Origin of the sequence: Pseudoalteromonas sp. 3D05, assembly GCF_002723455.1 — a bacterium.
GTDB lineage: Bacteria > Pseudomonadota > Gammaproteobacteria > Enterobacterales > Alteromonadaceae > Pseudoalteromonas.
The window spans coordinates 37,475-58,896 of the sequence record NZ_PDUS01000014.1; the positions used below are offsets into that span (position 1 = coordinate 37,475).

Annotated in this window: 19 protein-coding genes; 7 read left to right on the top strand and 12 right to left on the bottom strand. The window is 39.6% G+C overall.

The genetic code is table 11. The features are described from left to right. Positions 1 to 417 precede the first annotated feature (417 nt). Both CSC79_RS20345 and CSC79_RS14070 read left to right on the top strand, forming a co-directional pair. Positions 418 to 744: a MerR family transcriptional regulator gene (locus tag CSC79_RS20345; protein WP_343256251.1), complete on the top strand. Its 327-nt coding sequence runs from the start codon at positions 418 to 420 to the stop codon at positions 742 to 744. Between the two features lie 3 nt (positions 745 to 747). Then, a complete protein-coding gene (locus CSC79_RS14070; RefSeq protein WP_343256252.1) occupies positions 748 to 1,587 on the top strand; it encodes a class I SAM-dependent methyltransferase in 840 nt (279 codons plus the stop codon). A gap of 61 nt (positions 1,588 to 1,648) precedes the next feature. On the opposite strand, the gene CSC79_RS14075 is transcribed toward CSC79_RS14070, so the two are convergent. Together CSC79_RS14075 and CSC79_RS14080 are read right to left on the bottom strand one after the other, a co-directional pair. Further along, positions 1,649 to 2,305 carry a response regulator transcription factor gene (locus tag CSC79_RS14075; protein ID WP_099296399.1) on the bottom strand — a complete coding sequence of 219 codons (657 nt, stop codon included), beginning with the start codon at positions 2,303 to 2,305 and terminating at the stop codon, positions 1,649 to 1,651. Next, positions 2,302 to 3,441: a histidine kinase gene (locus tag CSC79_RS14080; protein WP_099296400.1), complete on the bottom strand. Its 1,140-nt coding sequence runs from the start codon at positions 3,439 to 3,441 to the stop codon at positions 2,302 to 2,304. The genes CSC79_RS14075 and CSC79_RS14080 overlap by 4 nt, the downstream gene beginning before the upstream one ends. 284 nt (positions 3,442 to 3,725) lie before the next feature. Here CSC79_RS14080 and CSC79_RS14085 point away from each other — a divergent pair, with 284 nt between their 5' ends. Continuing rightward, positions 3,726 to 4,034 carry a hypothetical protein gene (locus CSC79_RS14085; protein WP_099296401.1) on the top strand — a complete coding sequence of 103 codons (309 nt, stop codon included), beginning with the start codon at positions 3,726 to 3,728 and terminating at the stop codon, positions 4,032 to 4,034. A gap of 77 nt (positions 4,035 to 4,111) precedes the next feature. Here the strand turns inward: CSC79_RS14085 and CSC79_RS14090 are convergent, their stop codons facing one another. Continuing rightward, on the bottom strand, positions 4,112 to 4,699 hold the full coding sequence (locus CSC79_RS14090; RefSeq protein WP_099296402.1) for an ACP phosphodiesterase: 588 nt from the start codon (positions 4,697 to 4,699) through the stop codon (positions 4,112 to 4,114). A 69-nt stretch (positions 4,700 to 4,768) separates the two neighbouring features. Continuing rightward, positions 4,769 to 5,908 (bottom strand): AraC family transcriptional regulator, encoded by a 1,140-nt coding sequence (locus tag CSC79_RS14095; RefSeq protein ID WP_237114027.1) that lies wholly within the window; start codon positions 5,906 to 5,908, stop codon positions 4,769 to 4,771. Positions 5,909 to 6,119: 211 nt separating this feature from the next. On the opposite strand from CSC79_RS14095, the gene CSC79_RS14100 reads away from it, so the two are divergent. Then, positions 6,120 to 6,926, top strand: coding sequence for a DUF2306 domain-containing protein (locus CSC79_RS14100; protein ID WP_237114028.1), 807 nt, complete (start codon positions 6,120 to 6,122; stop codon positions 6,924 to 6,926). A gap of 63 nt (positions 6,927 to 6,989) precedes the next feature. Here the strand turns inward: CSC79_RS14100 and CSC79_RS14105 are convergent, their stop codons facing one another. Both CSC79_RS14105 and CSC79_RS14110 read right to left on the bottom strand, forming a co-directional pair. After that, positions 6,990 to 8,009 carry a metal-dependent hydrolase gene (locus tag CSC79_RS14105; protein ID WP_099296404.1) on the bottom strand — a complete coding sequence of 340 codons (1,020 nt, stop codon included), beginning with the start codon at positions 8,007 to 8,009 and terminating at the stop codon, positions 6,990 to 6,992. 132 nt (positions 8,010 to 8,141) lie between these two features. Continuing rightward, a complete protein-coding gene (locus tag CSC79_RS14110; RefSeq protein WP_099296405.1) occupies positions 8,142 to 8,834 on the bottom strand; it encodes a hypothetical protein in 693 nt (230 codons plus the stop codon). Positions 8,835 to 9,193: 359 nt separating this feature from the next. Between CSC79_RS14110 and CSC79_RS14115 the strand changes: the two genes are divergently transcribed. Continuing rightward, on the top strand, positions 9,194 to 11,182 hold the full coding sequence (locus CSC79_RS14115; RefSeq protein WP_099296406.1) for a methyl-accepting chemotaxis protein: 1,989 nt from the start codon (positions 9,194 to 9,196) through the stop codon (positions 11,180 to 11,182). Positions 11,183 to 11,212: 30 nt separating this feature from the next. On the opposite strand, the gene CSC79_RS14120 is transcribed toward CSC79_RS14115, so the two are convergent. The 4 genes from CSC79_RS14120 to CSC79_RS14135 all read right to left on the bottom strand — a co-directional run bounded on the left by CSC79_RS14120 (position 11,213) and on the right by CSC79_RS14135 (position 15,700). Further along, complete coding sequence (locus CSC79_RS14120) at positions 11,213 to 12,358, bottom strand: helix-turn-helix transcriptional regulator (protein WP_099296407.1); 1,146 nt, start codon at positions 12,356 to 12,358, stop codon at positions 11,213 to 11,215. A gap of 108 nt (positions 12,359 to 12,466) precedes the next feature. Further along, complete coding sequence (locus tag CSC79_RS14125; protein ID WP_099296408.1) at positions 12,467 to 13,357, bottom strand: DUF2306 domain-containing protein; 891 nt, start codon at positions 13,355 to 13,357, stop codon at positions 12,467 to 12,469. Positions 13,358 to 13,625: 268 nt separating this feature from the next. Then, positions 13,626 to 14,861 (bottom strand): kynureninase, encoded by a 1,236-nt coding sequence (kynU, locus tag CSC79_RS14130; RefSeq protein WP_099296409.1) that lies wholly within the window; start codon positions 14,859 to 14,861, stop codon positions 13,626 to 13,628. Next, positions 14,858 to 15,700 (bottom strand): alpha/beta hydrolase, encoded by an 843-nt coding sequence (locus CSC79_RS14135; protein ID WP_099296410.1) that lies wholly within the window; start codon positions 15,698 to 15,700, stop codon positions 14,858 to 14,860. The genes kynU and CSC79_RS14135 overlap by 4 nt, the downstream gene beginning before the upstream one ends. Before the next feature lie 344 nt (positions 15,701 to 16,044). Here CSC79_RS14135 and CSC79_RS14140 point away from each other — a divergent pair, with 344 nt between their 5' ends. Beyond that, positions 16,045 to 16,428 carry a hypothetical protein gene (locus CSC79_RS14140; RefSeq protein WP_099296411.1) on the top strand — a complete coding sequence of 128 codons (384 nt, stop codon included), beginning with the start codon at positions 16,045 to 16,047 and terminating at the stop codon, positions 16,426 to 16,428. Positions 16,429 to 16,665: 237 nt separating this feature from the next. Here the strand turns inward: CSC79_RS14140 and CSC79_RS14145 are convergent, their stop codons facing one another. Continuing rightward, a complete protein-coding gene (locus CSC79_RS14145) occupies positions 16,666 to 17,301 on the bottom strand; it encodes an SDR family oxidoreductase (RefSeq protein ID WP_099296412.1) in 636 nt (211 codons plus the stop codon). A 542-nt stretch (positions 17,302 to 17,843) separates the two neighbouring features. Between CSC79_RS14145 and CSC79_RS14150 the strand changes: the two genes are divergently transcribed. Then, positions 17,844 to 19,505 (top strand): SUMF1/EgtB/PvdO family nonheme iron enzyme, encoded by a 1,662-nt coding sequence (locus CSC79_RS14150; protein WP_099296413.1) that lies wholly within the window; start codon positions 17,844 to 17,846, stop codon positions 19,503 to 19,505. 69 nt (positions 19,506 to 19,574) lie between these two features. Here CSC79_RS14150 and CSC79_RS14155 read toward each other — a convergent pair whose 3' ends face one another. Further along, positions 19,575 to 21,398: a winged helix-turn-helix domain-containing protein gene (locus CSC79_RS14155; RefSeq protein WP_099296414.1), complete on the bottom strand. Its 1,824-nt coding sequence runs from the start codon at positions 21,396 to 21,398 to the stop codon at positions 19,575 to 19,577. Between the last annotated feature and the right edge of the window lie 24 nt (positions 21,399 to 21,422).

Genomic DNA, 21,422 nt, shown 5'->3' on the forward strand with positions numbered 1-21,422 from the left:
ACGCCTTGTAATAAGAGTGCCAAAAGTCACTTTTTTGATTAGGGTCTGGTTATCTTTCAAGGTTAAATTTACAGCAGTCTGTTTGGTATTTAGTGTGGTGTGGTTATTCCCCATAAATAGGCGATAACGCAGCATCAATGCAAAACAGGCGCAGCCCTTGGGTTCTGCCTAGGGGCGATTTACTCATTGTTGCCTACATGGATGGTGGTAAGAGGCGTGAGCAGAACGCGCAAGCTTTGCTCGGTTTTGACTTAGCCCACTAGGTTACAAACCTCGCGCCGCGATTAAACAGACCCTAAGCACTTGAAATAGATTAACTCTATATTATGCTCGCAAAAAATTGCACAGCCCAGCTTGACCTGTCTAATGCTTTATAGTTTACATTAACTATCGCATTTTAAATGTATGAGGTTTTATGTGTATCGTATATCGGAGTTAGCGAAATTAGTTGGCTTATCAAGAACGGCTTTGCTTTATTACGAAAAACTCAACTTAATCTCAGCAAAGAGATTAGAAAATGGCTATCGAGTCTATAGCGAAAGAGATGCACAACAGGTGCGCCTAATCCAGCAGCTGCAAAAGGCTGGTTTCAGCTTAGCTGAATGTAAACATTGCTTAGAAAGTAAGTTAGATAAGACCGTGCTTAGGCTACGTTATAATGAGTTAAAAAATGAGATAAACCAGAAAGAACGTTCATTGGCTTTGTTATCTTCCCTTCTTGGTGATGATACGAGTAAACCATAGCACATGACGCTTTCTGAAATAGCACCAGATGCACATATAGACTGGTTAAAAATCCAAGGGTTTGATGAAAAACAAGCTCTAAGAGTCAAATGGTTATCAAAAGATATGAATGAACATGAAACGTATATGCAAGACTTTATGGAAGTATTTGAAACACTCGAACTTTGGGGGCCTAGTAGTAAAGAAGATACTTCAAAAGCGTACTCGTTGCTAACGAGTCATCCAACGCATATTTTAGAGATAGGTTGTGGCAAAGGTAATTCAACAATAACGCTTGCCAATTTATCGAAAGCAAAAATTATCGCAATAGATAATGAACAATCAGCCCTAGTGCAATTGCAACTTAAAATTAAGCAGCACAACCTCAAAGGTTCGGTGTCAGCTCAATGTATGAGTATGACTGAATTGAATTTTGGCGCTGATAAATTTGATGTCATTTGGGCGGAAGCATCTGCCTATATTATGGGGGTTGAAAAGGCACTGGCCAATTGGCAGCCTTTATTGAAAACACACGGCTTTATTGTTTTTAGCGATTTAGTATGGCTAACAGATAACCCAAGTCAAGATTCTATAGAACACTGGAAAAATGATTACCCAGACATTCAAACAATTAGCACTAGAAAGTCACAGATAGAGCAAGCAGGGTTTGAGCTAAAACATACCTTTACTGTTTCTGAGCAAACTTGGCAAAGCTACTATCAGCCACTTGAAAAACGTGCAAATGAATTAGCATCAGAACGGGTAAACTCACAAGCAATCTTGGATATAAAAAACGAAGTAAATTTGTATAAATCGCGTCTTGGTGAGTTTGGTTATCAATTCTTCATCGCCCAAAAAAAATAGGCAGTCGCTGCTTACTTATGTAAGCAGCTTAGTTGTCATTTAGCGTTAGCAGCATTTACTGTTATTTTATTAACCCTACTTCTATCGCCTTTAACACCGCTCGAGTACGATCTCTAACACCTAATTTTGCAAGAATAGTAGAGACATAGTTTTTAACCGTCCCTTCAGATTTGTACACCGCAGCCGAAATTTCACGATTGCTACACCCAGCTGCCATAAAGCGCAGTATTTCTAATTCTTTGGCGTTGAGTTCAGGCAGCTCAACTATACTTTCAAATTGGCTGTCACTGGCACTTAACTGTTTTACCACACGTTCAGAAATTGCTGGCTGTATTAACGTTTCGCCCTTATGAACACACTCTATCGCATCTACCAAGGTCTCTAATGACACATCTTTAAGTAAATAACCCTTTGCGCCTGCTTGCAGCGCGCTAACAACGAGCTCATGGTCATTAAACGTTGTTAACATAATCACTGGCGGCTGCGGTTTATCAAGCACCGTTTGATTTAACGCTTGCAACGTATCAATTCCCGACATGGCAGGCATGCGTATATCCATCAGTACAACGTCAGGTTGTTTTTCTTGAATTAACCATATTGCTTGCTCACCATCAGACGCTTCAGCGACCACATCAACGGCTTCAGAGAGCATTAATAAACTTTTGATCCCTGAGCGAACCAACATTTGATCATCAACAATCATTACTTTAATTTTCATTGTGGCTCCACCAGCGTGATCTGTGTTACAAAACCAGTTTTAGTATGTTGAAACTGCACACAGCCACCTAAATCGTTAACACGCTCTTCAATACCTTTGAGGCCGTGTCCTTTTTGCAGCGGCTCGATGGTTTTAGAGTGAGCATTATCAACAATCGTTAAATGAATAACATGCTCTGCATGTGTTATATCTATTGTCAGCTCAGTAGCATGACTATGTTTTAGTGTGTTAGTGATGCTCTCTTGCGTACAGCGAAGCAAGGCGTCAGCAACCCTAACATCATTAATAACGGCTTCATCCACAATATTAAGTTTAACTTTTAACTGCGGTACATTTTTAATAAGTGCCTGTAAGGCTTGTTTAATTTCTATCGCTGATCTGTCTCGAATCTCTGAAACGGCCTCTCTCACATCGCTCAATAACAGCTTAGCCAAACTATGACATTGCTTAATATTTTCATGCACAGCTCCTTCTGACGTTCGTTGCGCTACTTGTAAATTAATCGTCAAAGCGGTTAAGTGATGCCCTAATAAGTCATGAATATTACGGGCAATGCGAATTCGCTCAGCTTGCTTGGTGGCTTCACTTAACAGCGTTTGTGTGGCAATTAACTCTCGGTTTAATGCCTCAGACTTCTCACGAGCTAGACTTTCGTTTCGTGTGGTATTCATGACCACTAATGCAAATAAATTAAACGTCCAAAATAACAAACCGGTCAACAGGCTATCGTCTTTGCCCCAGTAAAAGGTAAAAATAAGAAAAAGCGGCACTAAACATAATAACGATAAGCATACAGCGTATCTCAAACGCATAAAGTAAGGCAGTTGAGCACACCATATGGTGCTCAATATTGCAATGTAGGTATAGGGTACAACCGTCGCTACTATCAACAGTACACCATATTGAATTGTTAAAAGCCCTTGCTTGAGTCCTTCATTTAAGCGGGTCTTATAGTTCGCGTTAGCAATCAAAAAGCAGCCGATAAAGACTAAAAAACACAGAGTTACTATTATTAAGTCAGGTGCAGGATAATCTTTTGACTTGACCATCAACCATACCGCTGAACCGCTCACCACAGCCCACGCAATAATCGCAGTAAAACTTTCTATAGAAATGAGGCGTTTTATTTCAGTCATTTAACTTAGTCCGTTAATAAATACATCTTCAGTGGCTTCTTAAACTTAGTCTACAGTAGGCATGCCTAAAATATTAAGCGCTTTTATAAAGAATCTGGTTTGGCTGGTATAAAAACAAACAGTGAGACGTCACCAATCTATCGATGCCTTCATCTTCGTTGTGTTCATTAACCTAAAGTGGGAAATGCTGGGTTATTGAATATGTATGGTTGTTGCTTGCTTAAAAGCTTGAGTATAATACACCACTGCAAGCGTATTTAGCTTACCTAATTTGGAACACCACCATGAAAAAACTATCGAAAGTACAATTAAAACAACAAGCACTTGTACTTGATGTTGCTGATAAAATAGAAGCACAAGGGCGTGCTGATATACCGGGTATGCTGCAATGCTGGTTTGATGTTGAGTACCACTTATTTCCTGGTTCGTTACTTATGTGTTTCCAGTTTGAAGATGAACAGGCACTAGCTGCCGCTGAGCCTGACCTTCTAAAATGGCAAAAACGTTTAAGTGGCGCCATGTTAAAAAAAGGCGTAATTTTAAAAGACATGCGCAAGCATTTGGTATTTACCCTCAAAGGGCCTGATGATTAATTTATTAAGCAACGAGAAACAGGATACGAGCTTCGAAATTTGCGCCTCGCCCCTCAGCTCTCGTAACGGCTGAAAGCTTATAGCTCTTCAAGAGCTCGTTGATTTACATGCTCAATCAACTCGGGAAAAAATGCCAGAAAAACGGCGTCTAATTGCGTGTAATAACGTGCTATGTCCTCTACCGCACCAGTAAACTGATTAGTAAAACGAATTCGCGCAGCAATATTATCAAGCGCTAAGCCCACCCCATCGATAGTTTCGTACTCTTTAAACCAATCGTTTTCTATTATGCTAGTTACTACGCGCTGCATTCGCGCTGGCATAACTTGTATACGTTTACCCAAAAGTCCATAACTGGTTTGCTTAAAGTCAGTGAGTGGTTGATGATTAAAGCTATGCCAATGCTTAATTAAAAAGTGGTCAAACAACACATCAACCGCTACCCCAGCAAAACGCTTGCGATGTGGTGAAAAATATTGTTTAGCCTCTTTTACAAGTGAGTGCGAATCAGTGAATTTGTCGACTAAATAATGGTTATCTAGCGCATTTTTAACAGTTGCGGGTATCTGTGTTAATTGCCGTTGGCCACCAAAATCTCCCAGTAAATTCCCAAAATGTGAGTCGGCAGTCGGCTTTGCTAGATACAGGTGAGCTAAATAATTCAAGGCACTCTCAAAACAGTTAATTCAACACATATTATACTTTAATGTATGCCACGAAGAATAAAAAAGCATCTACTCAACCAATCCTGTCAGGGTATGGCTTTGATAGTTACTATTTTGTTTTCGATATTCATTAGGGATACCGCCCACAATGCTTTTAAACACCCGATTAAACGTAGCGAGTGAAGAAAAACCGCTCTCAAGTGCAATACTCAAAATACTCCACTCCTTAGCTTGCTCACTAACTAATAATGCCTTTGCATAGTTCACACGGTATTGGTTAACAAACAAATTAAAGTTAGCTACCTTATAATGATATCGGATAGCCCGGCTAATTTTATACTCAGGCATATGAAGTGCTTGTGCAAAATCTGCAATTTTAAGATTTGTTTGTAAGAATAACTGCTGCTCGTTCATAAGTTTAGAAATGCCTGCTACCAACTCGGGGGGGATTTGCTCTTGTTGATTACTATCACTGGGGGCCTTTACTTCATCACTATCAAAACCAACCTCATTCTCATCATTTTGAAGTGGCGTTTGCTTGATTGAGTTGCTTGTTTGAAGAGTCATGACCGTGTGCATTGCAAATACAATTAACAGCGCAGAAGAGGTGGTAATTAGCGGATTATATAGCGCAATTTCCGCAGGGCTAAATATAAATACAGGTAATATACTGGCATTAACAACCGCTAAAAAGTACGCACTAGCAAAAATCACTGACTGCACTTTTTGAGCGTGTGTTTTACTATTGAAACCTCTCAGCGATTCCCAAAAAGAAAGCACTAAAATGCACGATGAAAGTAAACCTGTTATTTCATTTATGCCTTGTTTTAATCGCCACATTATATGGCTAGCAGAGAGTGGCTGCGGGTCAAGACTAACCAAATAATGCCATGTTTGATTAAACATGAGCAAAACAGCAATGCCACCAGCAACTGCCACATGCCTGCGTGAAATAGGGTTATGCTCACGAAATAATGCTCGTGAAATTAACCACGAAACATTACACGTTGCGCAAGTAAACAGGCCAATAAAGTACTGATACTCCCCCAAGCTTGGAGCACTAATTTTTTGCGCCCCTACCATACACAGCGAGCCACAAAATATGACAAATAAATAGTGAACTAGCTGCTTATCTTTTTTAAGTGCATTTAAAAGCATTAAGCTCATACAAACAAAAATTAGCAGAAAATAAGGAGACGTATTTTGCATTACAGTGCGCTTTTAACCTGACATATAAACTTGCCTAGTTCACATAGTACAAAGTAACTTTTCAGTTAGCAAAAAGACTTTGTTAGAGAATGTGTCTATAGAAGTTAATTAATGCATGTATCATTACTCAAATTTCAAATTTGATAAGAAACCGCCCTGCAAGCCCTTTATATTTACGTTATTCGTTTTATGAAGAAAAAAGAAAATACACATGTATAAAATCAAACTTAACCCAAATTCACTGCTTAATAGCAGTAAAAAAATATGGTTTACCTGCCTGCTCATGGCACAGACCTGCTTTGTTATATACCTCACATTAGGGTACGGGCTCACGGGCGCCACTAGCGGAATATCTGATTGGAATCGCCTAAATAGCACGGCTTATGTTGCTAACGATGAAACAGGAAACTTCATGTATGCGGCACATGTATTATTAGCCATCGTAATGATTATAGGCGGCAGCTTACAATTAATCCCCGCTATGCGAAAAAAACACCCTCGCTTTCATCGTTATAACGGTCGTATTTTTGTGTTGCTTGCCTGTACCATTTCATTGGCCGGCATATACCTGATGCTAGCCAGAGGAACTGTTGGCAACACCTTGATGCATGGGTTAACGATATTTGGCGGTTGCGTGGTCATTTTATCAAGTATATTAGCTGTAATAGCTGCCAGAAAACGTAATATTGGTCTTCATAAAAGATGGGCAATACGCTTATACCTTGCAGCAAATGGGGTTTTATTTTTTCGCTTGATGATTTTTGCTTGGTTCTTATTATTTGGAACTTTGGGAGTCGATCCCACCACGTTTACCGGCCCAGCTGTGTTAGCTGTAAGCATTTGCTCTTATGTGCTCCCTTTACTTATTGCTGAGCTGGTAAGGTACGCTGAAGGTACAACGAATAAAGTTATTACAATCGCCACCGCAAGCTTAATGGTGATGATAGCCATTATTTTTCTAGTGGGTTTATTTGGGGTCGTATTAGCCAATTGGTTCCCGACGATAGTTAACTTATAGACATACTACCCGCTATTTAAAAGGGGGACTTTTCTGATTAACGTCCAATCAAAAGCCACGTTTTTAATCAGTGGCTTTAGCTGATAAATCAACACTAGGATCTGTAATGCGCGAAAAAATTAGTTCGAGCTTATCTAGCGGAAGTCGGTTATTCAGTTTTTGAAAGCCCCCAGCCTCCCATTGTTGGTTGTTTTTCTGTGCAACCACAAACGAGAATACGTAATAGCCCTCTTGGCCCATTCGTAAATCACTAAGAATTACGCGCCCATCTTGTGTATAAACACCATAAAGTCCCTTAGTAAAATTTTGCAGTAACGTGATGGGCTTGGCTTTATTAAGCTCAGAGAGTAATGCGTTATCACTAGAGTAAAAATCTATATCAACCTTTTCTGTTGTATCAAATACCGATGCATAAATCTCATAATGACCTCGATCAGTTACAGCGACAGCCCGCCAAAGTAGCGTATTTAAAGCTGTAGGCGTGCTTTCATAATGGGTAAACTCAATTTTTTTATTGCCCAGCGCATGATGGATTTTATTATCTACATGCCATTTAGCTACCATCCCCCAAGCTAAGTAAATTGAACTAAGTATCAGTGCACTTGTATTTATTCGCTGAGCAAACGGCTTTTCGTGCAAGAAGCACAATAGAATAAAGGATAATAAAAGCGGCAGTGTATACAGGGGATCAATAATAAAAATACTTGATATTCCAAACGGGTGGGTCGAAAGCGGCCATAACAACTGAGTGCCATAAATAGTAAAACTATCAAGTAGTGAGTGAGTACTTAGTACTAAGAATAAAGCCACTGTCCAGCGTTTCATCGGCACACACCGTGCCCAACTCATTTTCAATAGTAGCCACGCAAAGAGTGGACTTACCAACAACTGTATGAAAAACGAATGGCTAAAACTGCGGTGATATACAAAGTTCTCAATGTCACCACCAAAGTTGATCAGCACATCCAAATCAGGCACAGTGCCAAATACCGCTCCAACGAGTAACGACTTTCGGCCGAGTTTATTACCCAGCGTCGCGTAAGCAACACCACTGCCTAAAACGATTTGTGTCAGTGAATCCAAAAAGATCTCCTTCGCGAATTTTTTATATCCTAACATTCTACTGTTTGATATTCATTTACGATCTTTATACCTAGGCGTTTTGAATTATTGACACAAAAGCGCCACTTATAGTTAGTGGCGCGCAAAAAGCCATTAATGCTCACTAAGTAATGTTTTCGCCCAACCGTAATCAGGGTTGATGTTCAGTGCAAGTTGCCAATCTTGTTTTGCTTTCGTTAAATCTCCAGACTGCATCTTAACTAGGCCACGCCAAGTATAGGTTTCTGCATACCCCCAATGATAATTTGAATTTGCGTCTAATTCATAGGCAGTTAGTGCGTTATTAAACGCCTCTGTTGCCTCAGTAAGACTACCGCCAAAAATAGCTGGTGTGTTTAACTTTGAAATCCCTTGTACTAAGTACGTACGCGGATTATTAGGCGACAGCGCCTTTGCATCTGCTAACATCGCGTTTGATTTTGAGCCATAAAACATGCCTTTCATTGGCTGTAGTGCAATTTTATAGCCGTAAACCTGTGCTAATAATGTTTTGACTTCAGCATCGTTTGGTTGAGCCTTTTCAAGGGCTTCAAGCAGCGAAATAGCTTTATCATTCCACTTGATTGCAGGGTCAGATTCACCCAATAAATTTGAGCTTAATGCCAAGCGATAATAAGCCAAAGCTTGATCGTACCCTTGAACTTGCTCAGCAATAATTTTCAATTCACTTACATCTAACTTACCTGCTGCACGCTCTATTTGATCAATTTCATACTGACCAGCAAAGGTATGTGCACTGGCTAAAATTGTTAACGCTACACTGCATACTTTCATCATTGTTTTCATGTCGTTTCTCCGTTTAAGTGACACGATAATTATTGATGAAAGCAAACAGATTATTGAGGGGCATTTGTCATCAATACTCAATGACAAAAGTCATTAACTGACACACACAATTTTTTGTAAAGTAGATATCAGCCCCTTACTTTTGAATGTTGATTACAGGTTGTTGTCAGTATCTGCAAAATAGAGACCTTATACAATAAGTGACTATGTACGTATTCAATTTAATCACAGTGTTACAGTGAACTTCTCTAAATTTAGACTACGCTTTATTGAGAATGAAACAAATGGTTAATTTATAAGCTCGTGCTCGACTTTGTAAGTCGAAAAATACGTAAATAATACAAAATAGGACTGTATTTATGAACCGCCTTCTTGGACGACTTTCCATTATCCAGCTCTCCCTGCTCACATTAAGTATTTTAATGATTTTTATATGTGTACTGCTCATACAGAACACGGCAAATAAATGGGAAGAGTCAAAAACCCTCGAGCAAGATATAGTGTTAATTAGTTTGCTTGATGCATTAGAAAAGGTTGCTCATAGCCATGCCGTAGAGCGTGGTTTAACTGCGGGCTTTTTAGGCAGTGGTTCTGAAGCAGCAAGAAGTAAGGTAATCGCCCAACGTGAAAAAGCAGACACCTCAATACAGCATTTAAAAACACTTAGTGCTCAATTAAATAATAGCTCACCGAGAACATCTCAAAATTTAGATATTTTATTAGCTCATGATGCAGGAAAAGCAGCATTACGCAGGCAGGTCGATAACCAAACTGCACCGGCTGCGTTTCAATTTTACAGCACACTTAATAAAATCGCGCTTGATGTTGCCTCAAACCTTAGTAATCAAATTAAACACCCTGTGTTGTCTAAAGATCTCAATATCGCATTTCTATTTGCTCAATATAAGGAGCGATTAGGTCAAAACCGAGGGAAAATAAACGGCACGCTTGCGAAAAAACAATTATCTAGCTTAACAAAACAAGATATTGCTTCTTACAATGCAGAAATAAGTTTACTCAACCAATACCTAATCGCCAATTTAGACGGTGAGCAGCTTGAAAACTTTAGCTCGAAATTGCAAAGCGCCGAGTCGAGAAAAATTGAAACCATAACCAATTCATTGCTTAACAGTAACTCACCCGATTTTAACGCTTTACCGTCAGCATCGGCGTGGTTTCCAATGGCGACACAACAAATATCACACATTAAAACTTTGCTTGATAGCCAATGGATTACAATTAATAGAGAAGGCGAAGAATTAAAACAAGCGGCTGATTTTTCTCTTGTTGTTACCATCGTATCGTTTTTAATTACACTGGTGGTGATCATCGTGCTCAATATACATTTATTGACCACCCTTAGAACAGAGTTAAATCAACTTACCTCGTTATTACTTAAAGCTGAAAAAGGCGACCTGACCATTGATATCCGTCTAAAAAGTAAAGATGAGTTAGGTGAAATATCGAATGCTATTCATAATACTGTTTATGCTTTTAAAGATTTAATGCTCGGCTTAGATAACTCAATTAATTCAGGCAATGAGCTTAGTAATAATATGAGCCACGCAACACAAGCCGTACTGGATGATTCAAACAAAACCTTAGCAATGGCTACCAATATAGCAACAGCTATCGAAGAAATGGCAGCAACTAGCCGCGAAATAGCAAGTGCAGCCTCAACGACACTTAGCTCAAGCGATGAGTTAAACAAGCAAGCTAACTTACTCATCGAAGATAATAAGCTCAGCCAAAAATCAATACATGAGCTTGCCAACAGCATGTCGGGCGTTGAAGAGCTTGCAGCGCAAATGGATCAACAAGTTGGCAGTATATCATCCATACTTGATTCAATAAGCAGCATTGCAGAACAAACTAATTTACTGGCACTTAACGCTGCAATTGAGGCCGCTAGAGCGGGTGAGCATGGAAGAGGGTTTGCTGTTGTGGCAGACGAGGTAAGAAGTCTTGCTGGAAACAGTAAGGAATCATCTGAAAAAATATCGACATTACTCAGTGGGCTACAAGCAATTAGCGAACAAGTGGTTAGCTCAATTGTAGCCAGTTCAAATCTATCGAAGGCAACGCTAGATAGATTTGAACAAGCAAGAATCGTATCAGAACAAGTTAATCAGCAAAGTAAAATACTTGAAAGCTTAGCTATGAATGTCTCTTCCGCATCTGAAGAACAATCTGCCGTCGCGTCAAATATAGCGGTTGATGCGGCAAATGTGCTTGAATATGCAAATCATGAGGTAGATGCAGCTTTAAAACTAGAACATGTATTCAACGAGATGAAGCTCAACACTAAGACATTACAGCGCACAATGAAAAACTTTAAGTTTCAGTAGTATGTAGAATACTTTTTCAACTTTAGCCTGTTATTCAACAGGCTCTTCTTCAAGTAAGTGATTACGATAAGCTGATGGGCTTTGCCCAACTATTTTCTTAAATGCCGCATTAAACGTGGACTTAGAACTAAACCCAGCATCCAACGCGATAGTCGTTATTAATTTATTTTTGTCTCGTAAGGCCATTTTTGCTTCTTCGATTCGAAAGCTATTAACAAATTGAAAAAAGTTCGTTTTTAGATATTGAGAAAGCGTTTCTGAGATATGGTTTTCAGTTACTGAAGTCGCTGCTGATAGTTTGTTTAATGATAAACTATCTTGCAAATACAACTTATCCTCGACCATTATACGTTTAAGTTTGACGGCAATAGTCTGCATTTTTTCGTCACTCAACAGTGCTACCCGCGCTTGATTTTTGCGAGGTACTCCTTTTTCAGATGCAGATAACACTTTTTGACTAAGTGCTTTATGTATAAACAGTGTTAGGGCAATGGTTTCCAAAATAGGCAGCACAACCCCGCTACCAAACCATGGCCAGCCAAGCGCCCCCAATGAGAATTCAATAGCATACATTAACCATGTCGCACCCCAAATAATCAGCACCGTGTTAAACCATGCTAATGAACGTTGTTCAATTTCAGAGTAACGCTCTTTAAGTTGCCTAAGGTGAGTATGGTGCAGCTTGAATGCCATCCCCAAAAACAAAGCTGTAAAGGCGATAAAGATAAAGGTCGCCGCGATGCAAGTTGCAATGGCAATTTGCCAATGTTCTGGATCTCTGGTGGCTGGTGTTGCAAGAGCCAGCTTTTCAGAAGGACTCAGCATGAATATAAATGGCAGCATTACCAGCACCACTAAAATAGGGCCTGATAATGCCAGCATAATATGACGTTTATTGATCTCTTTATCTGACGACATAGTCGCATGAGCATAAAAATAAAGCGCAGGTCCAAGTAGCACTCTAAACGGGAATTGAGCCCCAGCAAGCGCCGGCGCATATACGTATGCACCTGAATATATAAATAACTCACCCGCTATGTGAGTAGCTAACAACAACAATAAACCTTTTAAAAACAAGTTTTGCCTTGCTTTGGGTCGATTAAACACATCTAACAAAGCAAACAGTGTCATGCCCATCATGCAGGAGTAAATAATTGTTGGAAAAAGGTTCACCATGTAAATACCAAACAAAACACAAAGACGCGCAAAGTATAAAGTTAATTACTCTATGAATCTACTGAACCCAAAATATCGAATTCATTCATATTAACGGCCTAATTCTGCTTAAAAGCTGATTGGTTCGCCTGACATTACTAACAATAAAAAAGGTGTAAAACCTATCATGCCAATAATCATAAAGAGAGTAAGCACACACAACACCCCACTAGCCATAAACTTTAGTCGAGTGCTTGTTTTTCTTTTGGCATAAAAATACAACTGCAACATAGCTAAGGGCATTACAAAACAACCAAATGTCCAAAGCGGGAAAAAAACATCACCAAAGGCTGGATTCATGCCAAGAATACTGCCTGAAACCATATAACTAAAGACACCTACTCTTAAAATCCACTGTGCATTGGATACTAAAAATAACCGCAATGCCCACTCTCGATGATTCGCTATCTTTTTATTGATAGCATAACGAACCGTAAAATAAGCAAAGGCAATAATCAAAAAGCCATTTATAGTGGTGCCGACACCAGAGAGAGTGAGCGGTTTTGTGTCACGGATCCACACTAAATAAAACCCAGATATTGCTAAACAAAGCACTGTAGATAAAAATACATAACCGTTTATTTTATGAAATCGTGGATATTTATTACGAACTTTAGGTATTAATTGTAGCGCCCCACCAAAGGCAACAATGCCCGCACCAATTGCATGAGCGGCAAAGGCCAAATTGCCTGAAAAGTCCCCAGCATGATAAGGCGTACTGCCCATGGGCTCCCAACGATTCCAAATCTGCATGTTATCGTTAATTACCGAAAACCCATAAAACGACATAATATAATAAAAGAAAAACCACTGCCCAATAAGCACTGTGACAAACCAAAATACGCTCGTGTATTTTAACGATTTATCGGCCAAGTTACTTAATGGCGTTTTGCTTGAAAGTGGGTTTAACGTATTTATATTGTACTGCGTGTTAAATTCTTCGCGCTTTGTAGCGTTCATAATAATCTCTCTAGATCTGCGATATGCCAAATTATGCGCACTAAAGCAGGTCCAATTCGCCCAAATGGGCCTATTTGAACGTATTTTTTCGATTATTTTACAATTAAAGGGCTTTTTGAGTGGTTAACTCGAAGAAATCCAAATGACTCTACAACATATACAGGTTTACCACTGAGAGTGATAACTAAAAACACACATGTATGCCTATCTAAATACGAGCAGTACATTGAGGGGAAAATCACCTCCCTCAATATACTTTAAAAAGAGATTAAGTCACTTTTCCCGCTTTGTTAAAACGTGGTTCTTTATACAAGTGTGTTTGCACAACCTCGGCTAAAATAGTGACCGCGTTCCATATATCTTCAAATGAGTTATAAAGAGGGGTAAATCCAAAGCGTAAAATATTTGGCGCCCTAAAATCAGCAATCACCCCTTTTTCAATGAGTGCTTGGCAAATAGCAAAAGCATTATCGTGAGCAAATGCCAATTGGCTGCCACGTTGTTGTGAATCATTCGTTGAACGTAAACGTAAATCAGCTAAACATGACTGCGACTGTATAAGTTGAGTAAATATACTAGCCAAGGCGATAGACTTTTTTCTCACTTGCAAGATGCTCACACCTTCCCATACATCAAGCGCGGCATCTAATGCGCTCATTGCAAGTACACTAGGAGTACCGCATAAATACTGATTTATACCTTCTGCTCCCTGATACTGGGCATCAAATGCAAACGGTTTTACGTGCCCCATCCAACCACTTAGTGGCTGTTTAACAGCAGTTTGATGGCGCTTAGCCACATATAGAAATGCCGGCGACCCTGGCCCCCCATTTAAATATTTGTATCCGCACCCTACAGCAAAGTCGGCGTTACATTTATCAAGCTCAACAACGGTTGCACCTGCGCTATGGGCTAAGTCCCAAATAACTAAAATGCCTTTTTCATGGGCAAGCTTAGTAAGCGCTTGCATATCTAATAGCTGCCCTGTTCTAAAGTTTACTTGAGTTAATAGCAACACAGCCACGTCTTCAGTTAAGCTTTGCGCTATTTGATGCTCGCTAACAAGTTTAAGTTGGCATAAGTCTTCGCCTAATAGATCGCTCAACCCCTGCACCATATACAAATCAGTTGGAAAGTTATCTTCAGTGGACAGCACAACATTACGGCCAGAATTTAACGATAAGGCACTGCTTAATAATTTAAATAAATTAATCGATATAGAATCACAACAAATTACTTGGCCAGCTGCAGCACCAATAATAGGTGCTATTTTTTCGCCAACTTGAGTAGGTAAATCAATCCACTGGTGGTCGTTCCAGCTTCGAATTAAATGTTCTCCCCATTGCTGACTGACTACCTCAGCCACACGAGATTGAACCACTTTTGGTAAAGCACCTAATGAATTGCCATCTAAATATATGGTATTAGCGGGCAACGCAAATTCATTGCGTTTATGAGCGAGTGGATCGGCTTTATCTAGCGCAGTTATATCATCAAAATTCATTTATCGATTCCATTTAATTTTTCAAGCAAAGTTTTAAACGCGTGAGAACCTGGGTGTATCCAATCAAAGTGCCCTGCATCTTCTAACATAACCACTGGGCGATTAAGTGCTTTTAAGTTATAGGCCGGAACAATGGTATCTTTGCCGCCTTGCAAGATAACACTATTTAAATGCAACGCTTGTTCACTCGGATTTGCCTGTGTATAGGCATCAGGTTTATCACTCGGCATTCCCTGCATAAAGTCTTTTGTCACCTTTTGACAACTGTTATTACCATGAGCATAAGCTTTTATATCAGTGATCGGCGCAAGGCCAATGACCCCTTTAAGTTCACTTATTTGACCACCGGCAAGCAACGCTAAATGGCCACCAGCCGAATGTCCCACAACAACGGCATTATTTAAATTAAACTCACCACTATTGTAAGTGCTTGAGGCTTGAATGCCTGCTTTTATATCATCAAAGGTAATGGGCCAACCGCCACCACTGTCGCCTGTCCGTCGATACTCAACTGACCATACATTGAAACCTGCTTGTGCCAAGCCGGTGCTCAATGCATAGGTATGTTTAATATCATAAGCACTAAGCCAACAACCACCATGCAGTAATATAACTAGGGGTCTAGCGGTATTTTTTTCATTTTTCTTGGCACGCCAAAGTAACGCGTATTGAGATTTATCTAGGCCGTAAGTTACATTATCATTGGGCAAGGCATATTCCAGCGAAGCGACTTTAGTGTAAGCAACATTGTTCTCCACCGAGGGAAATTCAACCACGTTTTGCATTGCGCAGCCACTCAAAACCAATAAGCTTAAAAGTAAAACAACATTGCTTTTCACAATAAAAAACCCTTTATAAACCTCTTAAAATAAAGCACTTAGCCAAAGCAATTACTTGCTGGTTTATTAAGTACCTACTCACAATTATTTTTAACAGTGATGCGTCATAGCAAAACAATTAAAAACAACATTGTCGCCCAGTTAACCACGGCGCCAACTTGTAGTAAAGCAAGCTCAAGTAACTCGATTACAATTGTATTTTACTAATTCAGTAACGAGTCAGGCCGTTTTTGCTATCACTGTGGCTGCATTTGGTGCTGGATAAGTTATGACATCTTTCTTTGCCATCACTATTTTAAATGCGTATATAACTAAAATTAGTGCATAGAGGCCGCCAGCAAATTATGACAAGCACCTTTTTAAATGAATCAGAGCAAGTTGCACTGCAACAAGCGCTTTATAGTAGCGAGCTTCTCCCCTGTAATATTAAAGTAACACCTACCAGCCTATCAACTCATAGACAGGATGCGTATAGCCTTATCGCTGTTATGTTGTTTTGTTGTAATTTAGGTAAAACAAAGTGGCCCTGTTTTTTAAAAACAGCGATTGCTGTCGCAACTGATGAGTGTCAATGGTTAACCTGCGAACTGATAAGGTGCCAACAAGAATACACAGCGCAACACAGTGATGCTGTTATCGTTGAACAGAGTGCTTTATTTAATGGTATTTTTAGCGAAGAACTCGCTTATATTGATGAGGTTTTAGCAGTTGAAACACAAGCCGATTAAAACGCCACAGAGCATAAGTGACTACGCGACCCAAATCGCGTAAATCACCATGCCTCTAACAATTAATAGGTTTTATATTGGCCTGGGTTTTGTGCTGATATTCTCACGCAATCCCCTGTGATAAAACCCCTTGAAACACCTAAAGGCGAGTAAAATTATAAATGACGGGTTACCCGCCAACCTATATTTAATTAACCTGATGTAATGGAATTTGCTATCACAGGGTATGGAACAAGGCTAGCTCATTACTTCATCTAAATGTTTAGCGCCATTAAATAGCTCTTTTACCGTATTACTTTTAGCTTGATGTGCAACGCAATACGAAAGCGCTTTAGCCACATCTGCTCGGGTTATAATTGCCTCATCCTTATTGCTAGGTCGCTGTGTTGTAAAGCCATTATGCGCTTTATTATTAGTTAATGTACCTGGCCTGATAATAGAGTAACGCAGACCACTGTGCATCAAGTGCTCATCAGCCATGTGTTTTGCTACTAAATACGGTTGCATTTCTTCAGGCCCCTCTGCAGGTGCATCAGCCCCGATCGAGCTGACCATAATGAAGTGCTTTATGTCATGCTGCTTTGCGTAATCTGCAGCGCGACACGCAGCCCAAAGGTCAATTAATATAGTTTTATCCGCCCCTGTATTACCACCTGAACCGGCAACAAACACAACTGTTGAGCATCCTTTAAATGCATGGCTAAAATCATCAGTCAGATCAGCCTCTACAATTGTCATATTTTCGCTTTTAATATCTGATAGCTTTTGCTCATCTCGAACAAGCGCCACAACATGCTGTCCCTCATTAAGCATGTTTTGAGTGAGCTGTTTACCAATTTGTCCACTGGCGCCAATAATTAAAGTGCGATTCATAGTATCTCCTTTCTATCAATTTATTTTTACTGCGAACGCTTTATGCAGCAAAAGTTATTCCGCAATAAAAACCTAGAAAAAACATAATTTATTCATTAAGTTAGTTTTTAACATTAAAAAAGTCCTCCACATCCTTGTAAAGTTGAAGCACTTACAATGTAAATCTAACAACTAAGACATATATACGAATAGCTTCGACTTTTAATAAAAAACTCACTGAGGGCGCTGTCTCGGTAGTTTTCTTTTCGGTTCATATTTTGCTGGAATTTATAAACCTTATAACCGATTTAGAAGCCCTCAGAGCAATATCGCCAAACGCCATCTAATATCATGTCATTAAAGCCTGCTCATTCATTTTCACACTACAAATCACGATGCAGACTGAACACCAATGAAGAAAACGACTAAATTTCACAACCACTTGAACTTCAAAGTAAAAATAATAGTTAGGTTTTTTCTATTTTTAGGGGATTTTAGATTTTTTATAAGATTTTTATTACTTAGTTTTCCACTATTACTCCCTCATTAAAAAGGAAAACTAAATGAAATTAAACACGTTAATAATCCCTATTTTGCTATCAGTTAATAGCTCTACGCTTTATGCAAATGAAAGTAACAGTGGTTTGATTGAACCCATCATGGTTACGATTCCAGCAGGTACTTTTCAGATGGGTGATATCAATAAAGAAGATGCTCAGCCGATCCGTAAAGTAACGCTACCCGAGTTTAGCTTAGGCAAATATGAAGTAACCGTCAGAGAGTTTCGTCACTTTGTTAATGAGTCTGGCTATGACATGCCAACTCAATGCATTCACCAATTAAATGGCTGGTTTAATTATGGAGCAACAGCAGGCACTTGGGAGAATAACTCGCTCAACACCAGTGACTTTCAACCCGTTAATTGCATTGGTTGGAAAGCAGCTAATGCGTACGTTAAATGGTTAGCTGAAAAAACAGGTCGCCCTTATCGCCTCCCCAGTGAAGCTGAGTGGGAATACGCGGCAAGAGCTGGCACAAATAGCACATATTATTTTGGTGACGACCCCAGTCAAACCCTTGTTTGTGAGTACGAGAATACAGCTGATTTAACCGGCGAAAATATACTACAACGCGATGCTAACACCAGCTATGTTAATTTTTTTAATGGTAAGTCAAACTGTGTTGATCACTCAGCTTATGCAAGTATTGTCGGCATGTATAAACCAAACCCGTTTGGCCTGCATGACATGGTGAGTAATGTAGTTGAGTTTATTGCTGACTGCTACAAAAATAACTACGAGAATGCCCCTACCAATGGTCAGCCTTGGACAAAGGATGATTGCAAAACCCACGTAGCACGAGGCGGCAGTTGGCATTGGAATACATTTGCGGTTAGTGAAAGAGGCGTCATGGGTTTGAATTTTATCGGCGCAGTCGAAGGATTAAGAGTTGCGCTGGACGGTGCAGCCCCACCAATGGAAGGCAACACAAAGCAGTTTAAAAAAGCGCTAAAAATAGCACAACACAGTGAACAACTAAGGCGTGATGCGGTTTTGCCCTACCCAGACAAAGTCACTAATTTGACCATAGAACAACAGCACGACCTTGTTACTTTAAACTGGGACAAAAGCGAACAAGCAGACATTGAAAGTTACCGTGTTTACAGAAACCCTGCTGCTGGTAGCACGTTTAAACTGTTAGCATTAAACATTGTAGAAACAACATTTAAAGATGCCAATATTGATAACCACCAATATGAATACACAGTCGTCGCAGTCAGGCATCACCAGCAAAGTGATTATAGTAATACGGTTAAAACACGAGCCCCTTGGGTAAAAATACCAGGAAGGTTGGAAGCAGAATCAGCAACTGAAATCACTGGTTCCTCAGTGACAAGAACTTCGGACCTTGATGGTAAATTTAATTTAACAGGCCCCGGTGGCATAAGTGACAAGGCACTAATGAACTATCAGTTGGAGGTCACAAAATCAGGGCTTTATTCACTAAGTTACCGAGTAGCGGCTCCTAATGACACTAGAGGCTTTGCAATACTAGTCAATGACAAAGAGCTCACTACAGAAAAAGTCACAAGCACTGGGGGCTACCATCAATGGCAAACCCAAACAGGCGCTACCGTATACCTAAACCAAGGTAAGAATAAATTAACGATACAATCACATGATAAAGGCTGGAAACTAAACTGGGTTAACTTCAAACAGAATTAGCGAGTTTAATAAAGCGTAAAGGCCCTACCATCGTTGCCTTTACGCTGTTAAATAGGCGCTTAATGCAATTCATAAGCTCAAAGAGTTTAGCTTCTTTTCATTTATGCGCCGCCAATAGTCACTGCCTTTTTCGTTGATATATTGAGAATAAAAATCATAATTTACTTGCGGGTTTTCAGTGCCGCAGATCAATAGCGCGACATCTAAGCTAAGAGAAAGATTACCCGCCAATTGTGCTTGCTCAAAAGTACGTTCTGCATGGGCAATAAATGCTTCAGTATCGTTTTGTGCATCGGCTAGCAGCGTTTTCAAGTAAGAGTTATCTGCGCTATCAAATGTAATACCTGCCATAAGTGCTTGAGCATCTGTAAGGCGGTTTTTACTAATATAAAATTCCATTAACTGCTTGCGACTAGTTCGTGCAGCCCAAAATTCAGGCGTCAAGGTTGCAAGTTTCACTACTTGTTTTAAGTGAGGTTCTTTATCCTCACGGCTTTTGGCAAAAATAGCATAATGAAACGGTACTATAGCCAAGTGATAACTAGGAAATTGATAAGCCTTCATTTTGTGCTCGGCTTCTCTTAAATAGTGGTACTTATCATCCTCTTGTTTATTTTTATGCGCCAACACTGATAAGTAAGTCAAAGCATCTAACTCACGTTGTTTGTCGCGAGCCTCGAAGGCTAACTTGGCTGAAGTAAGCAGGCTATGCTTGATAGCGCTATAATCAGCTTGATTATGATCTATCCACGACTGCGCAATCAACGCGTCGGCTTGTCGAGGTAAATCATTAATCTTTTTAAATTGACCTATCGCATCAGTTAGCTTTGTGGTGCTTAAGTTAAATAACTCTTTTTGAGTTAATACCTCACTTTGCATGAGCAAAGCATTCCCCACATAATGCGTGTTTTTTTGTAAAATAGCCGCTTTTTCAAGTTTTGTTGCCATCACCATCGCTTTTTCACGCTCACCCATTCTTAAATAACTATTTGTAAGATGACTAAGAATAATCAGATCGTTAGGAGCTTGCTGATGGGCAATTGTTAAGTTTGCTTGCTTAACTGGGGGCGCTTGCGCTTCATTAAGTAGATTATAGATAACGGGGTTATTTAAGTGCTTTAAGAGCTGTTTTGTCGCATCGCGTTGATCGGCCCCCAATACATGGCCACGCCAATCAGCAAACGGGCCCTTTAGAATAAAATCAATATATGTTTTTTGCTTAAATGTGCGCATCGAGCCTGACAAAATCAACGGATACTCACTGGCTAATTGAGGATATTCATAATCGGCTGAGACTTGAAAATAAGCAGTATCTAAATGAGCTATCTCAGTGAAATCAAAGTGCTCATCATCACTAAAATTGACACGATTTTGGTTTGACTGGGTACTAAATGGGATATACGCAATATTAATAACAGCGCTATCAACATCTTCGGATGGATTGGCGATTAAATACATCAACGCAATAGCAAAAAGGGTTAGCGCCGTAAACGCCATAGCTAGCCATTTTTTTCGCTGTTGCGAGAGTGATAAAGCCGCTGTTACCTGCTCTGCTTTATTTAAATTTAAAGCACTTAACGCTGTTTCGTTATCACTGTGAGTTGCATCAATTTTGAGTTGCCATTGATAACCTCGTTTTGAAAAGGTTTTAATTGCATGGCCACCAAAAAGCCCTCTTAAATTACTAATGCTTTGAAAAACAGCCTGCTCAGACACAACCTTGTCTTGCCACACCTGCGATAAAATATCGTCTTTACTAAATACAGTATCTGTATGTTGCAAAAGTAGTGTAAGTACTTTGGCTTCGTTGTGTCGAATAGCCAAGTCCTGACCATTATTTTTAAGTACCAAACTCGTACTATCAAACTCAAAAGTATCAAATATATAACGCATTGTTTTTATTATAATGGCTCATTT

What these genes read in the sequence shown, in the direction of transcription:
- kynU (WP_099296409.1), bottom strand. Translation starts at nt 14,861, where the DNA reads ATGAATTTTGATGATATAACTGCGCTAGATAAAGCCGATCCACTCGCT.
- CSC79_RS14075 (WP_099296399.1), bottom strand. Translation starts at nt 2,305, where the DNA reads ATGAAAATTAAAGTAATGATTGTTGATGATCAAATGTTGGTTCGCTCA.
- CSC79_RS14125 (WP_099296408.1), bottom strand. Translation starts at nt 13,357, where the DNA reads ATGAACGCTACAAAGCGCGAAGAATTTAACACGCAGTACAATATAAAT.
- CSC79_RS14080 (WP_099296400.1), bottom strand. Translation starts at nt 3,441, where the DNA reads ATGACTGAAATAAAACGCCTCATTTCTATAGAAAGTTTTACTGCGATT.
- CSC79_RS14070 (WP_343256252.1), top strand. Translation starts at nt 748, where the DNA reads ATGACGCTTTCTGAAATAGCACCAGATGCACATATAGACTGGTTAAAA.
- CSC79_RS14095 (WP_237114027.1), bottom strand. Translation starts at nt 5,908, where the DNA reads ATGCAAAATACGTCTCCTTATTTTCTGCTAATTTTTGTTTGTATGAGC.
- CSC79_RS14145 (WP_099296412.1), bottom strand. Translation starts at nt 17,301, where the DNA reads ATGAATCGCACTTTAATTATTGGCGCCAGTGGACAAATTGGTAAACAG.
- CSC79_RS14155 (WP_099296414.1), bottom strand. Translation starts at nt 21,398, where the DNA reads ATGCGTTATATATTTGATACTTTTGAGTTTGATAGTACGAGTTTGGTA.
- CSC79_RS14100 (WP_237114028.1), top strand. Translation starts at nt 6,120, where the DNA reads ATGTATAAAATCAAACTTAACCCAAATTCACTGCTTAATAGCAGTAAA.
- CSC79_RS14115 (WP_099296406.1), top strand. Translation starts at nt 9,194, where the DNA reads ATGAACCGCCTTCTTGGACGACTTTCCATTATCCAGCTCTCCCTGCTC.
- CSC79_RS14085 (WP_099296401.1), top strand. Translation starts at nt 3,726, where the DNA reads ATGAAAAAACTATCGAAAGTACAATTAAAACAACAAGCACTTGTACTT.
- CSC79_RS14110 (WP_099296405.1), bottom strand. Translation starts at nt 8,834, where the DNA reads ATGAAAACAATGATGAAAGTATGCAGTGTAGCGTTAACAATTTTAGCC.
- CSC79_RS14140 (WP_099296411.1), top strand. Translation starts at nt 16,045, where the DNA reads ATGACAAGCACCTTTTTAAATGAATCAGAGCAAGTTGCACTGCAACAA.
- CSC79_RS14150 (WP_099296413.1), top strand. Translation starts at nt 17,844, where the DNA reads ATGAAATTAAACACGTTAATAATCCCTATTTTGCTATCAGTTAATAGC.
- CSC79_RS14120 (WP_099296407.1), bottom strand. Translation starts at nt 12,358, where the DNA reads ATGGTGAACCTTTTTCCAACAATTATTTACTCCTGCATGATGGGCATG.